17 protein-coding genes are annotated in these 17,806 nt (G+C 69.8%); 9 read left to right on the top strand and 8 right to left on the bottom strand.

Annotated elements, in window-relative coordinates:
- The first annotated feature begins 3 nt into the window (after positions 1 to 3).
- A complete protein-coding gene (locus tag U5798_RS13375; protein WP_322082300.1) occupies positions 4 to 2,748 on the top strand; it encodes an Hsp70 family protein in 2,745 nt (914 codons plus the stop codon).
- Positions 2,749 to 2,833: 85 nt separating this feature from the next.
- Here U5798_RS13375 and ctlX read toward each other — a convergent pair whose 3' ends face one another.
- Positions 2,834 to 3,835 (bottom strand): citrulline utilization hydrolase CtlX, encoded by a 1,002-nt coding sequence (ctlX, locus tag U5798_RS13380; RefSeq protein ID WP_322082301.1) that lies wholly within the window; start codon positions 3,833 to 3,835, stop codon positions 2,834 to 2,836.
- A 59-nt stretch (positions 3,836 to 3,894) separates the two neighbouring features.
- Positions 3,895 to 4,974: an ornithine cyclodeaminase gene (locus tag U5798_RS13385; RefSeq protein ID WP_322082302.1), complete on the bottom strand. Its 1,080-nt coding sequence runs from the start codon at positions 4,972 to 4,974 to the stop codon at positions 3,895 to 3,897.
- 294 nt (positions 4,975 to 5,268) lie between these two features.
- Here U5798_RS13385 and U5798_RS13390 point away from each other — a divergent pair, with 294 nt between their 5' ends.
- On the top strand, positions 5,269 to 5,700 hold the full coding sequence (locus tag U5798_RS13390) for an Lrp/AsnC family transcriptional regulator (RefSeq protein ID WP_059237585.1): 432 nt from the start codon (positions 5,269 to 5,271) through the stop codon (positions 5,698 to 5,700).
- A gap of 35 nt (positions 5,701 to 5,735) precedes the next feature.
- Here the strand turns inward: U5798_RS13390 and U5798_RS13395 are convergent, their stop codons facing one another.
- From U5798_RS13395 to U5798_RS13410, 4 genes are read right to left on the bottom strand one after another with little or no spacing between them, the layout of a single operon-like run.
- Positions 5,736 to 6,329 (bottom strand): peroxidase-related enzyme, encoded by a 594-nt coding sequence (locus U5798_RS13395; protein ID WP_124451303.1) that lies wholly within the window; start codon positions 6,327 to 6,329, stop codon positions 5,736 to 5,738.
- A complete protein-coding gene (locus tag U5798_RS13400) occupies positions 6,326 to 6,856 on the bottom strand; it encodes a hypothetical protein (protein ID WP_322082303.1) in 531 nt (176 codons plus the stop codon). The genes U5798_RS13395 and U5798_RS13400 overlap by 4 nt, the downstream gene beginning before the upstream one ends.
- 44 nt (positions 6,857 to 6,900) lie before the next feature.
- Positions 6,901 to 8,325, bottom strand: coding sequence for an NAD(P)/FAD-dependent oxidoreductase (locus U5798_RS13405; RefSeq protein WP_322082304.1), 1,425 nt, complete (start codon positions 8,323 to 8,325; stop codon positions 6,901 to 6,903).
- On the bottom strand, positions 8,322 to 9,335 hold the full coding sequence (locus U5798_RS13410; protein WP_322082305.1) for a LysR family transcriptional regulator: 1,014 nt from the start codon (positions 9,333 to 9,335) through the stop codon (positions 8,322 to 8,324). The genes U5798_RS13405 and U5798_RS13410 overlap by 4 nt, the downstream gene beginning before the upstream one ends.
- Positions 9,336 to 9,395: 60 nt before the next feature.
- Between U5798_RS13410 and U5798_RS13415 the strand changes: the two genes are divergently transcribed.
- Genes U5798_RS13415 through U5798_RS13435 form a run of 5 tightly spaced genes read left to right on the top strand, consistent with a single transcriptional unit; the run spans position 9,396 to position 14,365 of the window.
- Entirely contained in the window at positions 9,396 to 9,677 is a 282-nt protein-coding gene (locus U5798_RS13415; RefSeq protein WP_322082306.1) for a hypothetical protein, read from the top strand.
- A 13-nt stretch (positions 9,678 to 9,690) separates the two neighbouring features.
- Positions 9,691 to 10,884 (top strand): ABC transporter substrate-binding protein, encoded by a 1,194-nt coding sequence (locus U5798_RS13420; RefSeq protein WP_124451295.1) that lies wholly within the window; start codon positions 9,691 to 9,693, stop codon positions 10,882 to 10,884.
- 39 nt (positions 10,885 to 10,923) lie between these two features.
- A complete protein-coding gene (locus tag U5798_RS13425; RefSeq protein ID WP_322082367.1) occupies positions 10,924 to 12,735 on the top strand; it encodes an ABC transporter permease in 1,812 nt (603 codons plus the stop codon).
- A gap of 11 nt (positions 12,736 to 12,746) precedes the next feature.
- A complete protein-coding gene (locus U5798_RS13430; RefSeq protein ID WP_322082307.1) occupies positions 12,747 to 13,604 on the top strand; it encodes an ABC transporter ATP-binding protein in 858 nt (285 codons plus the stop codon).
- Complete coding sequence (locus tag U5798_RS13435) at positions 13,601 to 14,365, top strand: ABC transporter ATP-binding protein (protein WP_322082308.1); 765 nt, start codon at positions 13,601 to 13,603, stop codon at positions 14,363 to 14,365. The genes U5798_RS13430 and U5798_RS13435 overlap by 4 nt, the downstream gene beginning before the upstream one ends.
- Before the next feature lie 21 nt (positions 14,366 to 14,386).
- Here the strand turns inward: U5798_RS13435 and U5798_RS13440 are convergent, their stop codons facing one another.
- On the bottom strand, positions 14,387 to 15,808 hold the full coding sequence (locus tag U5798_RS13440; protein WP_322082309.1) for a sensor histidine kinase: 1,422 nt from the start codon (positions 15,806 to 15,808) through the stop codon (positions 14,387 to 14,389).
- Positions 15,795 to 16,460, bottom strand: a complete 666-nt coding sequence (locus U5798_RS13445; RefSeq protein WP_124451285.1) for a response regulator transcription factor — start codon at positions 16,458 to 16,460, stop codon at positions 15,795 to 15,797. Before U5798_RS13445 ends, U5798_RS13440 begins: the two co-directional genes overlap by 14 nt.
- Positions 16,461 to 16,507: 47 nt before the next feature.
- Between U5798_RS13445 and U5798_RS13450 the strand changes: the two genes are divergently transcribed.
- Both U5798_RS13450 and U5798_RS13455 read left to right on the top strand, forming a co-directional pair.
- Positions 16,508 to 16,702 (top strand): hypothetical protein, encoded by a 195-nt coding sequence (locus tag U5798_RS13450; protein WP_124451283.1) that lies wholly within the window; start codon positions 16,508 to 16,510, stop codon positions 16,700 to 16,702.
- A complete protein-coding gene (locus tag U5798_RS13455) occupies positions 16,699 to 17,715 on the top strand; it encodes an ABC transporter substrate-binding protein (RefSeq protein ID WP_322082310.1) in 1,017 nt (338 codons plus the stop codon). The genes U5798_RS13450 and U5798_RS13455 overlap by 4 nt, the downstream gene beginning before the upstream one ends.
- Positions 17,716 to 17,806 lie beyond the last annotated feature (91 nt).

Raw genomic sequence — 17,806 nt, forward strand, 5'->3', positions numbered from 1 at the left:
GCGATGAAGCGTTATACGGTCGGCATCGACCTCGGCACGAGCAATACGGTCGTCGCGTACGTCGAGGCCGGTTCCGACGCGATCCGCGTGTTCGACGTCGAGCAGCTGGTCGGCCCCGGCGCGGTGGCCGCGCAGCCGCTGCTGCCGTCGGTGCGCTATCACCCGGCGGCCGGCGAACTGCCGCCGGACGCGCTGCGCTTGCCGTGGGCGGCCGATGCGAAAGCGAACGCCGCCGGTGCGCCGCCGGCCGTGATCGGCCGCTACGCGCGCACGCTCGGCGCGCAGGTGCCGGGCCGGCTCGTGTCGAGCGCGAAGAGCTGGCTGTCGCACGCGGCGGTCGACCGGCTCGCGGCGATCCTGCCGTGGGGCGCGGCCGACGGCGTCGACAAGGTGTCGCCGGTCGATGCGAGCGCGAGTTATCTCGCGCATGTGCGTGACGCGTGGAATACCCGCTTTCCCGATGCGCCGCTCGCGAAACAGGACGTGATCCTGACGGTGCCCGCATCGTTCGACGACGGCGCGCGCGCATTGACGGTCGAGGCCGCGCGGCGCGCGAAGCTGCCCGCGCTGCGGCTGCTGGAAGAGCCGCAGGCTGCGTTCTACGACTGGCTGTATGGCCAGCGCACCACGCTGCGCGAGTCGTTTGCCGCGCCGCGCCGCGTGCTGATCTGCGACGTCGGCGGCGGCACGACCGACCTCACGCTCGTCGATGTCGCGCCGGGCGACGACGGCGAGCCGTCCTTTACGCGCGTCGGCGTCGGCAATCACCTGATGCTCGGCGGCGACAACATGGACCTCGCGCTTGCGCGGCTGGTCGAGACGCGGCTGACCGAGCCCGGCACGCGGCTGTCGGCCGCGAGCCTGTCGCAGCTCGTCGAGCGCTGCCGCGCGGCGAAGGAGCGGCTGCTCGGCGACGATGCGCCGGCGTCCGTCACCGTCACGCTGCTCGGCGCGGGCAGCAAGCTCGTCGGCGGTGCGCGCTCGGCCGAGCTGACGCGCGAGGAAGTCGAGCGGATCGTCGTCGACGGGTTCTTTCCGCAGGTCGAAGCCGGTGAGCTGCCGCGCCGTGCGCGTGCGGCGATCGTCGAATTCGGGCTGCCGTATGCGAGCGACGCGGCCGTCACGCGGCACGTCGCCGCGTTCCTCGATCGTCATGCGGAAGGCCCGCTGCCCGACACGCTGCTGCTCAACGGCGGCGTGTTTCGCGCGGGCGCGCTCGCCGGCCGTCTCGCGCAGACGCTCGGCGCATGGCGCGGCGCGCCGCTCGACGTGTTGCACAACGCGCATCCGGACGTGGCCGTCGCGCGTGGCGCGGTCGCGTACGGGCTTGCGCGCGCGGGGCACGCGCCGCGTATCGGCGGCGGGTCCGCGCGCAGCTATTTCCTCGTGCTCGACGACGGCGCGGCCGACTCGACCGCGCGCGGCGTCTGCCTGCTGCCGCGCGGTGCGGAAGAGGGGCACGAGATCCGGCTCGACGATCGCACGTTCGCGCTGCAGCTCGGGCAGCCGGTGCGTTTCCACCTCGTGTCGACGGTGGCCGAGACGAAGTATCGACCGGGCGATCTCGTCGATCTCGATGGCGGCGATTTCGTGCGGCTGCCGCCGATCGCGACGGTCGTCGATGCGAAGGCGGGCAGCGACGCCCGCGAAACGCCGGTGAAGCTCACGGCGTCGCTGACCGAGGTCGGCACGCTCGAAATGCACTGCATCGCGACCGACGACGCGGCGCGCCGCTGGCGGCTCGAATTCCAGCTGCGCGGCGATGCGCCGGTTCAAGGCGACGATGCGGGGCCCGCGCGGCATCCGCGTCTCGACCAGGCGATCGAGCTGATCGAGCGCTCGTTCGGCAGCAAGGCCGCGGGCATGACGCCGAAGGACACGCGCCGGTTGCGCGCGCAACTCGAACAGGTGCTCGGTGCGCGCGACGAGTGGGACGTCGCGCTCGCGCGCGAACTGTTCGATGCGCTGCTCGCACGCGCGCGCCGCCGCCGCCGTTCGGCCGATCACGAACGGGCGTGGCTGAACCTTGCCGGTTACTGCCTGCGTCCGGGTTTCGGTCATCCGCTCGATGCATGGCGCATCGAGCAGCTGTGGCCGCTGTTCGACGACGGGATTCAATACGTGACCGACGGACAGGTGTGGTCCGAGTGGTGGACGCTGTGGCGGCGCGTGGCCGGCGGCCTCGACGACGATGCGCAGACGCAGGTGCGCGACGCGATCGCGTTCCTCGAACCGTCCGACGACAAGCGCCGCAAGCTGCCGTTCGATCCGGGCAAGGTCGGCCCGGCCGACATGACGCGGCTGTCCGCGTCGCTCGAACGGCTGCCCGTCGAGCGCAAGGTCGAGCTGGGCGAGCGCCTGATCGCGCAGTTGCAGAAGCCGGCCGAGCGGGCGCTGTGTGCGTGGGCGCTCGGGCGCATCGGGGCGCGCCGGCCGTTCTACGGCAGCGCGCACAGCGTCGTGCCGGCGGAAGTCGCCAACGGCTGGCTCGACGCGTTGTTCGCGCTCGACTGGAAACAGGTCGAGCCGGCCGCGTTCGCGGCTGCGCAGATTGCGCGGATGACGGGCGACCGCTCGCGTGATTTGCCGGACGACACGCGCGAGGCCGTCATCAAGCGCCTGTCGGCCGCGCATGCATCGGCGGCGTGGATCGACATGGTGCGCGAGGCAATCGCGTTCGACGAAGCCGACACGGTGCGCGTGTTCGGCGAGACGCTGCCGGCGGGGTTGAAGCTGCTGGGCGGTTGAACGGCGTGCAGGATGCTTCGGCCTCGTTCGCAGGACGAAGCATCCGATTGCATCGGCCGTGACGTGAGGCCGATGCGCTTTCCCTTCAGGCGTGCGATTCCGCTTCGCGCTGCGGTTCCGCCGCTTCGGCTTCCGCTGTATCGCACGCCGCGTGACGGCGCGCGAGATGAATACCCGCGAGCATGCAGCGCACCGACCCGCCGGCCAGTTCGATCGTCGGCACGTCTAGCGGCAGCAGCCGCGCGGAGCGCTCAATCACCGTGCGCTGGTCGGGCGTGAGGCAATCGAACGCGCGTCGCGACAGCGCGAGCACGCGGCCGTCCTTGCCCGACAATTCCAGCGTATTCCCCGCGAAATTTTCGATTTGCGATGGATCGAGCGCGATCACCGCGCGCCCCGTTTCGGTCAGGCGTTGCGCGATTTCGCCGCGGCGCCGGCTGTCGACGATCAGGTCGAGGCCGACCATCGCGAACTCGGTCGCGACGCTCATCATCACGTTCGTGTGATAGATCGGCCGCCCGTTCGCATCGGCCGTATCGAAGCAGATCGGCTCGAAATTGAAGTTCGTGCAGAAGCGTTCGAGCGCGACCGGATCGGCGCGTCGCGAGCGCGCGGTGTACGCGATCCGCGCGACGTGGTCGAGCACCATCGCGCCGGTGCCTTCGAGGAACACGTCGTCGTATTCGAGCCCCGAGTAGTCGATCACGTCCTGCACGCGGTATTCGGCCTTGAGCATCTCGATCACGTCCGCGCGCCGCTCGCGGCGGCGGTTCGGACTGCACATCGGAAACAGCGCGACATGGCCGCCCGGATGCGTCGAGAACCAGTTGTTCGGGAACACGGAGTCGGGCGTGTCGCGCTCGCCGGGGTCATCGAACACGTGCACGCGCACGCCCGCATCGGCGAGCACCTGCGCGGCGGCCGTGACTTCGTCGCGTGCGGCGCCGGATACCGAGGCCGTGTCGATGGCGCCGCCGCCGGCCGTGCGCTGGAACGCGTTGTCGGCCGCGGTCTGCGGGTTCGGCAGGAAGCGGTGCGGCCGGATCATCACGACGGCGGCCGGCGCCTGGATCGATACGAGATTCATGAAAGGCAGGAGCGAAGGGCAGGAAAGCGGGCGGCGCACGGGCCGCCCGAGGATGACGGTCAGCGCGCGAACGCGGCGACGGCTTCGGTCACGAATGCCGCGTGACCCTGCGCGATCGCGGCCGGGTCGTCGATCAGCGCGAACAGGTTCTTCGGGTCGACGGCTGGCGGAATCAGCGCGATCTCGACGCCCGCGTTGTGCTGCTGCGCGAGCGCGTACAGATAGCGCAGCGCCGAGTAGTCCTCGAGCGCGAAGCCGACCGAGTCGAACACCGTGACTTCGTCCGCACGTTCGCGGCCGGTCGTCTCGCGCTGCAGCACGCGCCACAGCTCGGTGACGGGGAAGTCGGCCGGCATCTGCTGGATCTCGCCCTCGATGCGCGACTGCGGCTCGAATTCGACGAACACGCGGCCCGCGTGCAGCACACCCGCCTCGAGTTCGGTCTTGCCGGGGCAATCGCCGCCCACGGCGTTCAGGTGCATGCCGGGCTCGATCATGTCGGCCGTGACGATCGTCGCGTACGCCTTGTCGGCGGTGACGGTCGTCACGATGTCGGCGCCGCGCACGGCGTCGGCGGTCGAGGCCGCGCGCACGACGCGCAGACCGGGATACGCGGCGAGGTTCCGCACGAGCTTGTCGGTCGCTTGGCGGTCGACGTCGAACACGCGAATCTCGTCGATGCCGAGCAGCGTGTGGAACGCGATCGCCTGGAATTCGCTCTGCGCGCCGTTGCCGATCAGCGCCATCTTGCGCGCATCGGGGCGCGCGAGCAGCTGGGCGGCGAGCACCGACGTGGCGGCCGTGCGCAACGCGGTGGTCAGCGTGAGTTCGGCGAGCAGCAGCGGGTAGCCGGTATCGACTTCGGCGAGCGCGCCGAACGCCATCACCGTATGCATGCCGCGCGCCGCGTTGACGGGGTGGCCGTTCACGTACTTGAACGCGAACAGCGACGCGTTCGCGACGGGCATCAGCTCGATCACGCCGTCGCGCGAATGGCAGGCGACGCGCGGCGACTTGTCGAACTCGGCCCAGTGCAGGTAATCGGCGCGCAGCGTGTCGACGAGTTCGCGCAGGAACGTCGTCACGCCGGTCCTGGCGATCAGGCGGGCGGTGGCGGGAACGTCGAGGAAGCGGGTCATCGGTCTGTCTCCATATTCAGTGCCGGTACGGGTGTCCTGGCGTTCTGGTCGACCGGGCGGTGTTTCGGCGCGGGCGTCGGGCTTCCTGGAAAGCGCGGCGCGGCGTGTCCGGCCGGTCGATGGAGTCATTATTTCCGCGAGTCGAGCCAACAAAAAGACAGCAAAAGTGGCATATTTCTCGATAGACTTGGCAAATTGCCAGCCAATTTAGGCAGTTTGTCCAGTTCACACTAGCCGGAATGCGTCGCCTCCGGCACGCTGGCGGCCGGCTCACGCTCTACAGAAGGCCCGTTCATGATCACGCTCGACGACGTCGACCGTCAGCTCATCGCACTGCTGCGAGACAACGCGCGACTGCCCGTCGTCGCGCTGGCGAAGGCATTGCGCGTCGCGCGCGCGACCGTGCAGAACCGCCTCACGCGGCTGGAGAAAAACGGCGTGATCGTCGGCTATACGGTACGGCTCAAGCCGGCCGCCGAACGGCACCGGATTCGCGCGCTGATGTCGATCGCGGTGCAGGGCAATCGCGGCGCGGAGGTGGTGAAGGTGCTGCGCGGGCATCCGAACGTCGCGTCGATCCACAGTACGAACGGGCGCTGGGATCTCGTCGCCGAACTGCATGCCGATTCGCTCGAGCACTTCGATCGCGTGCTCGGCGCGATCCGGCTGATCGACGGGATCGCGAATACCGAGACGAGCATCCTGCTGTCGACGCACAAGGCGTGACGCGGGCGGAACCCGCGTCACGCCTGTCCGTGCGGTCAGGCGCCGGCCGCCGGCGCCGGAAACACCGGCTCGCCGAGCGTCAGCATCAACCGGTTCGCCCACGCGAAGATCGCGACCGCGTGCGACAGGTCGAGAATCTCTTCATGCGTCAGCCCTTCGGCCTCGAGTGCGGCGATCGCGCGTTCGTCGATCGCGTCGGGCCGTTCGGTCAACGCGATCGCATAGCGGATGATCGCGCGTTCGCGTGCCGTCGTGCCGGCCGTCGCGGGATCGTCGAATACCTGCTCGATCGCATCGGTGCGTTTCGCGAGCTGCGCGAAGCGCTGCGCATGCACCGACGCGCAATACACGCAGCCGTTCACGCGCGACACGGCCGTGCTGGCCAGCTCGCGTTCCGCACGCGACAGGCCGCCGGGACCGTACATGATCGCGTTGAACACGCCCGAGCGTTGCCGCAGGATCTCGGGCAGGTGCACGAGCAGCAGGTAATAGTCGGAGGTCTTCGCCTGCGGGTGGCTTGCGTCGAGCACGGCGAGCTGATCGGGCGTCGCGGCATCGAGCGACACCGTGTCGAGCCACGCGCGCCAGCCGAGCGTGTCGGATGTGAAGCCGTGAGCGCTCGTCGTCATGCGGCCTCCTTGCCGGCGCGGGACTGAAGCGCCTGCGCGGCAACGGCGACGCGCAACTGATAGGCGACGAACGCCACGAGCTGCGACAGCGCGACGATCGCGGGTGTCGTGAGGCCGGCCGACTTCAGTGCGTCGAGATCGGCTGCGCGTGCATCGACAGGGGAGAGCGTCAGGCGCTTCGCGTGCGCGAGCAGCGCGCCGAGGCGTCGAGGCAGCGCGTCGAACGCGTCGGCATCCGCGTGTTCGATGTCGCGTGCCGTGCCGCCCGCGTCGAGCAGTCGGGCGCGATACGTATCGGCCAGCGCGTGTGCATTCGACTTCCGCGCGACATACCGCGCCGCATGCAGCCGCTCGACCAGCGAAAGATCGGGCAAGGCGGGATCGAACAGCGCGGCTTCGCTCAGCTGCGTATGCAGCAGCACCTTGTCGCGCGCGCGGCGCAGCGCGGCGACGGTGTCGCCTTCGCGCAGGCCGGCCACCGCGTCGATCGTATCCGGCACGGCGGCCGGCGTGATGGAGTCAGTCATCGTTTCGGTTTTCCTTCTTCGTCGGTGTGATCGATGGCGTGCGCTCACGCATCGGCGTCGTGCCATTCGTCGCCTTGCAGTTCGGCGTTCGCGTACGCGACGAGCGCGTCGTAATGCCGGTCGCGATCGGCGTCGAACAGCCGGCTCGCGATGCCGCGCGCCAGCCGCTTCGCGCCGGCGCTGATCACCGGGATATCGCCGGACAGCTTGCCGTGGCTCAGGCTCGCCGCATGGTTGAAGCAATGGATATGCGTGACGGCCGGGCATGCACCGCGCTCGCGCTCCTGGAACGCGAACGCGGGGCCGAGGTCGGGCGACTCCGCGAGTTCGTCGAGCCACAGATCCGGTTCCGGTCGATAACGATCCTTCCAGCGCCGCACGTGCGCGCCGAACGACGCGAATTCTTCGCGCGTCGTCCAGTCCGAATGAAAGCCCGTCGCGAAGATCAGGAAGTCGACGGTGTAGCGCCCGCGCGGCGTCGTGACGTCGAGGCCGTCCGCGTGGTCGGCAAGCGTCTCGATCGGGCTGCCTGCATGGAAATGCGCATGCTCGTGGCGCGATACGCGCAGCACGCTGTCGCGCGGCGGCGGTGTCTGCGACGTCAGCGCGTAGTGCATGAAGCGCCACTTCGTCGCGTCGTCGAGATCGGCGTAGCCGTGCACGAGCCCCGGGCTGCCGATGCCGGTCAGCTTGTTGATGCGCGGAATGTCCGCGCGGCGGAAGAACAGGTCGACGCGCGCGGCGCCGGCTTCGAGTGCGGTGCCCGCGTTGTCGAACGCGGACGCACCCGCGCCGACGACGCCGACGCGCTTGCCCGCGAGCGCCGCGAAGTCGATCGGCTCCGACGAATGGGCCCAGCGCGTGCGTGGCACGCGGTGCGCGACGGGCGGTACATACGGGCCGCCGAGACCGTCGCGGCCGGTCGCGAGCACGACGTGTCGCGCGAGCAGCGTCTGCGCTTCGCCGTTGCCGCGCACGTCGAGCGCGAGCAGCCCGTCGTCGCGCGGGCGCAGCGCGACGAGCGCCGTGTCGTTGCGCACCTGCAGGTCGAGCACGCGTCGATACCAGCGCAGGTAGTCCATCCATTGCGTGCGCGGAATCTTGTAGAGCGCGTCCCAGGCGTCGCGGCCGAATTGTGCTTCGAACCACGCGCGGAACGTCAGCGCGGGCAGGCCGAGCGCGGGGCCCGTGAGCTGCTTCGGCGAGCGCAACGTCTCCATCCGCGCGAACGTGATCCACGGCCCTTCGTAGCCGGCCGGCGCACGGTCGATCACGCACTGGTTGTCGATGCCGAGCAGGCGCAGTTCGGCGGATGCCGCGAGCCCCGCCATGCCGCCGCCGACGATCGAGACGTCGAGCACGCGCGCGCCGTCCGCTTCGCGCGGCGGCACCCACGATGGCGCGGGCAGGTCGAGCCAGCGCAGGTCCTGCGCGAGCCGTGCTTCGAGTGCGTCGAGCGGTGTCGTCATGCGGCCTCCGGGCGCGTGCGGCGTGCACGTGCGGTGCGTGGCGGACGTGGCGCCCGCTCGTTGCGCAGACGGTCGCCGCGCAGCAGTGCGTCATGCGCGGCCGCGTCGTGAAAGATCACGTCGTCGAGCAGCGCGCCCGTCGTGCGGTGCAGCGCGTCGAGCAGCGCGTCGACGGCTGCCGTGCGCGGCTTGCCGGCCGGCGTTGCGACGCCGAACGCGAACGGGATGTCGACGTCGAGCGGCCGCGCGACGACGCCGTCCACCGGCAGCGCGACGCCCGTTGCCGGATCGACGATGCCGATCCCGATGCCCGCGCGCGCGGCCATCACCGCATTCAGCGATGCATTGGTCTCGATGAACACGCGCGCGTCGACACGGGCAGCCGCGAACGCGGCGTCGATGCGCTGGCGCAGCCGGTGCCGGTTCGCGACCGTCACGATACGGCGCTGCGCGAGATCGCGCAGCGCGATGCGCGGCTTCGCCGCGAGCGGATCGCCGGCGGGCAGCACGGCGACGCACGGCGTCTGCGCGATCCAGTGCACGTCGAGCCCCGCATGCGCCATCGGCAGCGTGACGACGCCGACGTCGGCCGTGCCGGCCAGCACTTCATGCACGACATGCTCGGCCGATTCGCTGCGCAACTGGTATTGCGGCGCGTGCGCGTCGTCGGGCAGCGCGGCGAGCGCGGCCGGCACGAGCGTGGCCGCGAGCGACGGCGTCGCCGCGATGCGCACGGGTTCGGCCGTTTCGTCGCCGAGCGCGCGTGCGCGTGCCTCGATCGCACGCAGGCCGACCAGCGAGCGTTCGACTTCCTCGTACAGCAGGAACGCGCGGCGCGTCGGCGTGACGCGCGGGCCGTGGCGGTCGAACAGCGCGTAGCCGAGATCGGCTTCGAGCTCCTGGATCTGCCGCGTGACGGCCGGCTGCGAGCGGCCGAGCAGTTCGCCCGCGCCGGTCACGCTGCCGGCCGACATGACCGCGGAAAAGGCTTCGAGTTGATGCAGCTCCATGACGCGTTCCAATGATGCGATTTGCGCATTGTAGGAGCGCGACCATGCGTGATTCATATAATGATTCCTGCTATCGACAGCGTGAAACCTGCGAAGCGTGCGATGGCGGCGGCGGCCGGTGGCGCATGCATGCGCATCGGTTGTGCGTGGCGGCGCGAAGGAAACGTCAATCGAATCAACGCGATGCGACGTGTGCCGATGGATCGCGCAAGGCGGCGCGAACGGATGCGCGTTCGCGAGCGCGATCCGCTTCGCGCCGCGCGCGATATCGATATGCGCAAAACTTCGTTGGATCGCCCTGAGCCGGATGGTTACATGCCCTCACTCTTTTCGACTCACTGAAGCTGGGGGACGCATGAACGTTTCGGGGAACGACGCACGCGGCGCATGGCGGCGCGTGCTGGGCACGGTAGCGGCGCTTGCTGCCGCATGGGGCTTGTCGGCGGGCGGTGCGCTCGCGGCCGGCGTGTCGGGCGAGCCGGTGGTGGTCGGCGTGAGCGGGCCGCTCACGGGCCAGGACGCGCAATACGGCGAGCAATGGAAGCGCGGCTTCGATCTCGCGCTCGACGAGATCAACGGCAGCGGCGGCATTCACGGCCGGCCGCTCGCGATCGACTTCCAGGACAGCCGCAGCGATCCGCGCCAGGCGGTGGCGATCGCGCAGAAGTTCGTCGCCGATCCGCGCATCGCGATCGAGCTCGGCGACTTCTCGAGCGCGACGTCGATGGCCGCGTCGCCGATCTACCAGCGCGGGCAACTCGTGCAGTTCGGCTTCACGAACTCGCATCCGGATTTCACGAAGGGCGGCGACTATCTGTGGAGCACCGCGCTGAGCCAGGCCGAGGAGCAGCCGCTGCTCGCGCGCTATGCGGTGAAGGAACTCGGCTTCAAGCGGATCGCGGTGCTGTACCTGAACACCGACTGGGGCCGCACCAGCAAGGACATCTTCGCGAAGGCGGTCGCCGGGCTCGGCGCGCAGGTCGTCGCGGCCGAAGGCTACCAGCCGGCGGAGAAGGATTTCCGCTCGACGCTCGTGCGCATCGGTGAATCGAAGCCCGATTCGATCGTGCTGATCTCGTACTACGCGGACGGCGCGCAGATCGTGCGCCAGGCGCGTACATCGGGGCTCACGCTGCCGATCGCGGCGGTCGGCTCCGTGTATTCGCCGAAGTTCCTCGAGCTGGGCGGCACGGCCGTCGAAGGCGTGTATACGGAGTCGAACTTCTTCCCGGCCGAACCGCGCCCCGAGGTGCAGGCGTTCGTGCAGCGCTATCGCGCGAAATTCCATACCGATCCCGATTCGTTCGTCGCGCGTGCCTATGACGCGCTGATCCTGTCGGCGGAAGTGCTGCGCCGCTACGGCACGACGCGCCAGGCCGCGCACGACGGCTTCGCGAAGGTCAGCGACGTGCCGAGCGTGATCTTCGGCAAGGTGCGCTTCGATCCGCAGACGCGTCGCGTCGCCGGTGCGCGCACCGTGTACCTGGTCGTGAAGCAGGGGCAGTGGGCGCTGTGGGATGGCGCGAAGCCGCAGCTCGCGGCGCGTTGAGCCTGACATGAACCGCATGCACGTGACGGACGCATCGTGATGGCTTCCTGGCTCGACTACACGCTCAACGGCCTCATCGTCGGCAACATCTACGCGCTGCTCGCGGTCGGGCTCGCGCTGATCTTCGGCGTGTCGCACCTGATCAACTTCGCGCACGGCTCGGTCTACATGGTCGGCGCATTCATCGGCTGGCTGTGCCTGACGCGCTTCGGGCTGCCGCTGCCGGTCGCGCTGGCGGCGGTCGTCGTCGGCTGCGGCGCGCTCGGCGTCGCGATCGAGCGGATCGGGCTGCGGCCGCTGCGCCATGCGGCGCGCATCGCGCCGCTGCTCGCGACGATCGGCATCAGCTTCATCCTCGACCAGCTCGCGCAGCTCGCGTTCGGCGCGGACCCGCGCGCGGTGCCGACGCCGCTGCCCGACTGGCACGTGCGGATCGCCGGTGCGACGCTCGGCTCGCTCGACCTGCTGATCGCGGGCATCGGCATCGCGGCGGCCGCGCTGCTGTACGGCTTCCTGCGCTTCACGCGGCTCGGCTGGGCCGTGCGCGCGACCGCGCAGGATCGCGACGCGGCGCTGCAGATGGGCGTCGACGTCGATCGCGTGAACCAGACCGTGTTCGCGATCGCGTGCGCGCTCGGCGGCGTGAGCGGGCTGCTGGTCGGCATGTACTACAACAGCATCGATCCGGCGATGGGCTTCCAGGCGACGCTGAAGGGCGTCGTCGCGCTGCTGATCGGCGGGCTCGGCAACGTGCCGGGCGCGATCGCCGGCAGCCTGCTGCTCGGCCTCGTCGAAAGCTACGGTGTCGCGCTGTTCGGCACGAGCTATCGCGACCTGTTCGCGTTCGGACTGCTGATCGTGTTCCTCGTATGGCGGCCGAACGGCCTGTTCAGCGCGAACCGCGCGCTGCCGCCCGAGCCGATGACGGGCACCTTCCTCGCGGCCGCGAAAGCCGTGCGCGTGCCGCGCCCGGTGCTCGTCGTGCTGATCGCGCTGGCGGCCGTACTGCCGTGGCTCGGCGCGTCGCCGTACGTGCTGCAGACGCTGACCAACGCGTGGCTGTACGGATTGCTCGCGCTGAGCCTCACGCTCGTCGCGGGCACGGTCGGGCAGATCTCGCTCGGCCACGCGGCATTGCTCGTGATCGGCGCGTATGCGTCGGCGCTGCTGTCGTCGGATCTCGGCTGGTCGCCGGCCGTGACGATTCCATGCGCGGGCGTCATCACCGCGGTGCTCGGCACGCTGCTCGTCTATCCGGCATTCCGGCTGCGCGGGCACTATGTGTCGATTGCGACGCTCGGCATCGGCGAGGTGGTGAGCCTCGTGATCCTGAACTGGGACGGCTTGACGCGCGGCCCGCTCGGCGTCACCGGCATCGCGCCGCTGCCGTGGGCGACGACCGCGCGCGCCGCGTACTGGTTCACGTTCGCGGTGCTCGTCGGGTTCGCGCTCGTACAGGTGAGGCTGCTGCGCTCGCACCTGGGCCGCACGTTGCGCGCGGTGCGCGAGGACGACGTCGCCGCGCGTGCGCACGGCATCGCGCCGAACCGCTACAAGGCGATCGCGTTCGCGGTCGGCGGTGTCGCGGCCGGCGTGAGCGGCGGCATTGCCGCGCACCTGTACAGCTACATCAATCACCAGACCTTCGATTCGCAGGTGTCGATCCTCGCGCTGACGATGGTGATCCTCGGTGGGCTCGGCAACGTGCTCGGCGGCATCGCGGGCGCGATCGCGCTGATCGGGCTGCCCGAGCTGTTCCGCTGGGCGGCCGACTACCGGATGCTGATCTACGGCGTCGTGCTGCTGCTGCTCGTGCGGTTCCGGCCGCAGGGCCTGCTCGGCACGGTGTGAGGAGGAATGCGATGACGACCCACCGACCCTTGCTCGACGTGCAGGGCCTGACGCGCCGCTTCGACGGCGTGACCGCGCTCGACGGCGCGAGCCTGACGCTCGCCGACGGCGAGCTGCTGAGCGTGATCGGCCCGAACGGCGCGGGCAAGTCGACGCTGTTCAACCTGATCGCGGGCGCGGACCGGCCCGACGCCGGCCGCGTGACGTTCGACGGCCGCGACATCACGGGCACGGCGCCCGAGCGCCTCGCGGCGCTCGGCATCGCGCGCACGTTCCAGCATGGCCGCGTGTTCGGCAACCTGAGCGTGCTCGACAACGTGCTGATCGGCGCGCATGCCAGGCTGCGCGCGGCGCGGCCGGGCTGGCCCGCGCTCGGCGCGGCGGCCGAGGTGCTGCGCGCGCTCGTGCGGCCCGCGTCGGTGCGCCGCGAGGAAGCCGCGCTGCGCGAGGAGGCGCGCGCGATCGTCGCCGGGTTCGGCGAACGGCTCACGCCGCGCATCGATCATCCGGCGCACAGCCTGTCGTATGCGAACCGGCGGCGCGTGGAGATCGGCCGCGCGCTCGCGCTGCATCCGCGCCTGTTGCTGCTCGACGAACCGACGGCCGGGATGAACGAGACGGAGACGGCCGAGATGCTGCAACTGATCCAGTCGCTGAAGGCGCGTGGCCTGACGATCCTGCTGATCGAGCACAAGCTCGAACTCGTGATGCGCGTGTCCGACCGCGTGATGGTGCTCGACAACGGCGAGAAGATCGCCGAAGGCGCGCCGCGCGACGTGCGGCACGATCCGCGCGTGATCGAAGCCTATCTCGGCCGCCGCCATGCGGGCGGCGCACCGGCCGACCGCACCGCGCAGGCGGCCGCATGACCGCGCTTTCCACCGGACCCGATACGACGATGACCGACGCGCTGCTGAAACTCGAACACCTCGACACGTTCTACGGGCCCGTGCAGGTGCATTTCGACGTGAACTTCGAAGTGGGCCGCGGGCAGATCGTCAGCCTGCTCGGCGGCAACGCGAGCGGCAAGTCGACGACGATGAAGCTGATTCTCGGGCTGATGCGGCCGAAGCGCGGCGTCGTGCGTTTCGACGGCGCCGACGTGACGGCGCTCGCGACGCCGCAGCGCGTGCGGCGCGGGATCGCGGCGGTGCCCGAGGCGCGGCGGCTGTTCGGCGACATGAGCGTGCGCGAGAACCTGCTGATGGGCGCGTACACGCGCGGCGACCGCACGGCCGTGGCCGATGACTACGAGCGTGTGCTCGACCTGTTTCCGCGCGTACGCGAACGATTGACGCAGCGTGCGGGCACGCTGTCGGGCGGCGAGCAGCAGATGCTCGCGATGGCGCGGGCGTTGATGGCGCGGCCGAAGCTGATCTGCATGGACGAGCCGACGATGGGGTTGTCGCCGCTCTACGTCGACAAGGTGCTGGAGCTGATCGACGCGATCAACCGGCAGGGCGTGACGGTGTTCATGGTCGAGCAGAACGCGAGCCTCGCGCTGGAGATCGCGCACTACGGGTACGTGCTGCAGACGGGGCGCGTCGTGCTCGAAGGGCCCGCGAAAACGCTGCTCGACGACGAGCGCGTGCGCGATGCGTATCTGGGCGGGGAGGCCGTCGCGGCGTAGCATTGCCGCGCACGGGTCGACTCACGCGTCGCTTGCGTGCGTCCCCGCTGCCCGCGGAAACGTCAGCACCACTGCGAACCCGCCCGCATCGGGAAACGCAAACCCGACGCGCCCGCCGTGCGCCTTCATCACTTCCTGCACGATCGCGAGCCCGAGGCCCGACCCCGTGCGCCGCTCGCTGCCGTCCGGCGCGATCCGCACGAACGGTTGCAGTGCCGCGTCCCAATGCTCGCGCGGTATCCCGCGGCCGTTGTCGGTCACGGTCAGCGTGACCGCGCCGTCGACGTTGCCCGTGGTCGCGACCGACACGACGATGTCGTCCGCGTGACCGTGCAGCAGCGCGTTGTGCAACACGTTCGACAACGCTTCCTGCAGGCTGATCGCGTCGCCGTCGATCCACGCCAGCGGCGCATCGCTCGCGAACGCAACGGCGACATCGCGCTCGCCCGCGAGCGGAATCGTGCGGCCGAGCACCTCTTTGGCGAGCGCGATCAGTTCGACGGGTTGCAGCGGCACGGCCTCGGTACGATGAATCACCATCGCGTGATTGAGCAGCTGGCCGGTGAGCCGCCCGACATCCGAGGACGTCGCGCGCAGCGCATCGAGCCGCGCCGCGTGACGCGCGGGATCGGATTCGCCGTCGAGCAGCTCGATCTGCGCGTCGAGCCGCGCGAGCGGCGTGCGCATCTGATGCGCGGCGTCGGCGATGAAGCGCTGCATCGCGTTGATGCGTTCGGCGAGACGGTGCATCAACCCGTTGATCGAGCCGATGATCGCGTCGATCTCGCTCGGCGTATCGACGGCCACCGGCCGCAGGTCGGCCGGGTCGCGCGCGGCGATGATCATGCCGATCTGCGCGAGCGGGCGCAGCCCGCGCCGGATCGCGAGGCCGCTTGCGCCGATCGCGAGCACGCTCATCAGCAGGATCAGCGTCCACACCTTGAAGCTCATGTCGTTCGTGAGCTGCTGGCGCGCGTTGGTGGTTTGCGCGACCGTCACGAGCGCCCAGCCCGGCGTGCTCTCCTCGGGCATGTAGCGGGCGATGGTCGCGGTGCGGATCCGGTGCCCCTGGTAGACGCCATTCGCGAACGCCGGGCCCTGTTTCGCGGCGGCGAGCGTCGCGGGGCTCGCGAGATCGTTGTAGCCGGCCACGACGATGCCGCGCGAATCGACGACCTTGTAGTAGACGAGGTCGTAGCGCGACAGCGTCGACAGTGCGGCCACCGGCGGATTCAGCGCAAGCACGCCGCCCTGCACGTAGAGGTTTTCCGCGACCTGGATCGATGCGCCTGCAAGCAACTGGTCGTATGCGCGTTCGGCTGCGACGCCCGCGTAGTAGCGCGCGATCACCGCGAGGGCGAGCGCGCCGCTTGCGACGACGAGCGCGACCAGGAGCAGTGTGCGCCCGAACAGCGTCTTCGGGAACCAGTCAGTGCGCGGCAATCTGATACCCCATCCCGCGTGCGGTGCGGATCTCGACCGAGCTGCCCTGCAGCTTCCTGCGCACGCGCGTCACGTACTGTTCGACCGCGTTCGTGGTCGGCTCGTTGCCGAAGCTGAACAGCTGGTTCAGCAGCTCGTCCTTCGAGAAGATCCGCTGCGGCCGGCTCGCGAGGATTTCGAGCAGTGCGAACTCCTGGCGCGACAGCGACAGCGGCTGGCCGTCGAGTTCCGCGAGGCGGCTGCTGCGGTCGATCACGAGGCCGCCGAGCGTCAGCACGTCGTTCGCATGGCCGCTGTTGCGGCGCAGGAGCGCCTGCACACGGGCGTCGAGCTCGCGATAGTCGAATGGCTTCACGAGATAGTCGTCGGCGCCGAGGCCGAGGCCGCTCACGCGGTCGTCGATCGCCGAGCGCGCGGTGACGAGCAGCACGGGCGTCGTGCTGCCCGACGCGCGCAGGTGGCGCAACACCGTGAAGCCGTCCATGCCGGGCAGGTTCGCGTCGAGCACGACGAGGTCGAAGCGCTCGACGCGCAGCAGCCCGTGCGCGGTCGCGCCGTCGGCTTCGAGGTCGACCGCGTGGCCGAGCCGCGCCAGGCGGCTGCGGATCGCCGCGCCGATTTCGGCATCGTCCTCCACGACGAGAATGCGCATGGTGCCGTTTTGCAGGTAGGTGGGTTAGGGGTTTTCCCGAGGGCCGGATGTCAGCATTTTCTCAGACTCGGTCGATAACCTGTGTCGAGCCGGAAGCAGCAGGCAAGGACGGCATTAATACCAGAATTATTCAAGGAGACGGCAACATGCAGCATGTCACGGGCGCGACGAACGCGCGACGCGGCGCGACGGCAGCCTTCGCGGGGCCGTTTTCCGTCCGTCGCATGGCAGCACGCGCATGACGACGCTGCCGCGCCGCCGCGCACTGATCGCCGCCGGGCTCGGCGCGTTCGCGGTGCCGTCGCTCGTGCGGGCGAAGCCGCGCACGGTCCGGATTTCCAAAGGCTATGGCGTGCTGTACCTGCCGCTGCTCGTGATGGAGAAGCAGCGGCTGTTCGAACGGCACGCGGCACGTCATGGCGTGCGCGACGTCGCGGTCGACTGGGTGCTGCTCGACGGCGGCAACTCCGTCAACGACGCGATGATGGCCGGCACGCTCGATTTCGCGGGCGCCGGCGCACCGGGTTTCATCGAGCTGTGGGCGCGGGCGCGCGGCATTCCGAACGTCGAGGTGATCGGCATCAGCGGGCTGTCGACCACGTCGCTGTCGCTGAACGCGAACCGTCCGGGCCTCGTGTCGCTGCGCGATTTCACGCCGTCCGACCGGGTCGCGGTGCCGGGCATCCGCACGTCGCTGTCGGCCGTCGTGCTGCAGATGGTCGCGAGCCGGCAGCTCGGCCCGACGCATTTCGCGCAGCTCGATTCGATCACCGTGAACCTGCCGCATCCGCAGGCGATGCAGGCGCTGATCCGTCGCGAGAACGGCGTCACCGCGCACTTCACGTCGCCGCCGTTCTCGACGCTCGAATTGCGGCAGCCGGGCATACACCGCGTGGTGAGCTCGGTCGACGTGCTCGGCCCGCTGACGCTCGACGTCGTGTTCGCGCCGAAGCGGCTCGTCGATACGGAGCCCGCGCTCGCCGTCGCGTTTCTCGGCGCGCTCGACGAAGCGAACCGCCTGATCGCGCAGGACCCGCGTGCGGCGGCCGCGCTGTATGCGGCGTCGTCGGGCGTCGGCGTGTCGCACGACGACGTGATGCGGATGCTCGCCGCACCCGACACGCGCTTCTCGGTGCTGCCGAACCAGCTGATGGACTACGTCGAATTCCTGTACCTCGCCGGCACGATCAAGGCGAAACCGCGCGCGTGGCACGAGATGTTCGCGCCGATGCTCGACGACTACCGGTCGGGCTGAACGCCGCCGCGTCCATTCATCGAGACACCCCGCGCCCGCGTGTGTGCTGCGCGCGGCGCGGATTCAACCGATATGCAACCGATATGCAACC

The sequence above is a fragment of the Burkholderia sp. BCC1972 genome (assembly GCF_905339605.1).
GTDB lineage: Bacteria > Pseudomonadota > Gammaproteobacteria > Burkholderiales > Burkholderiaceae > Burkholderia.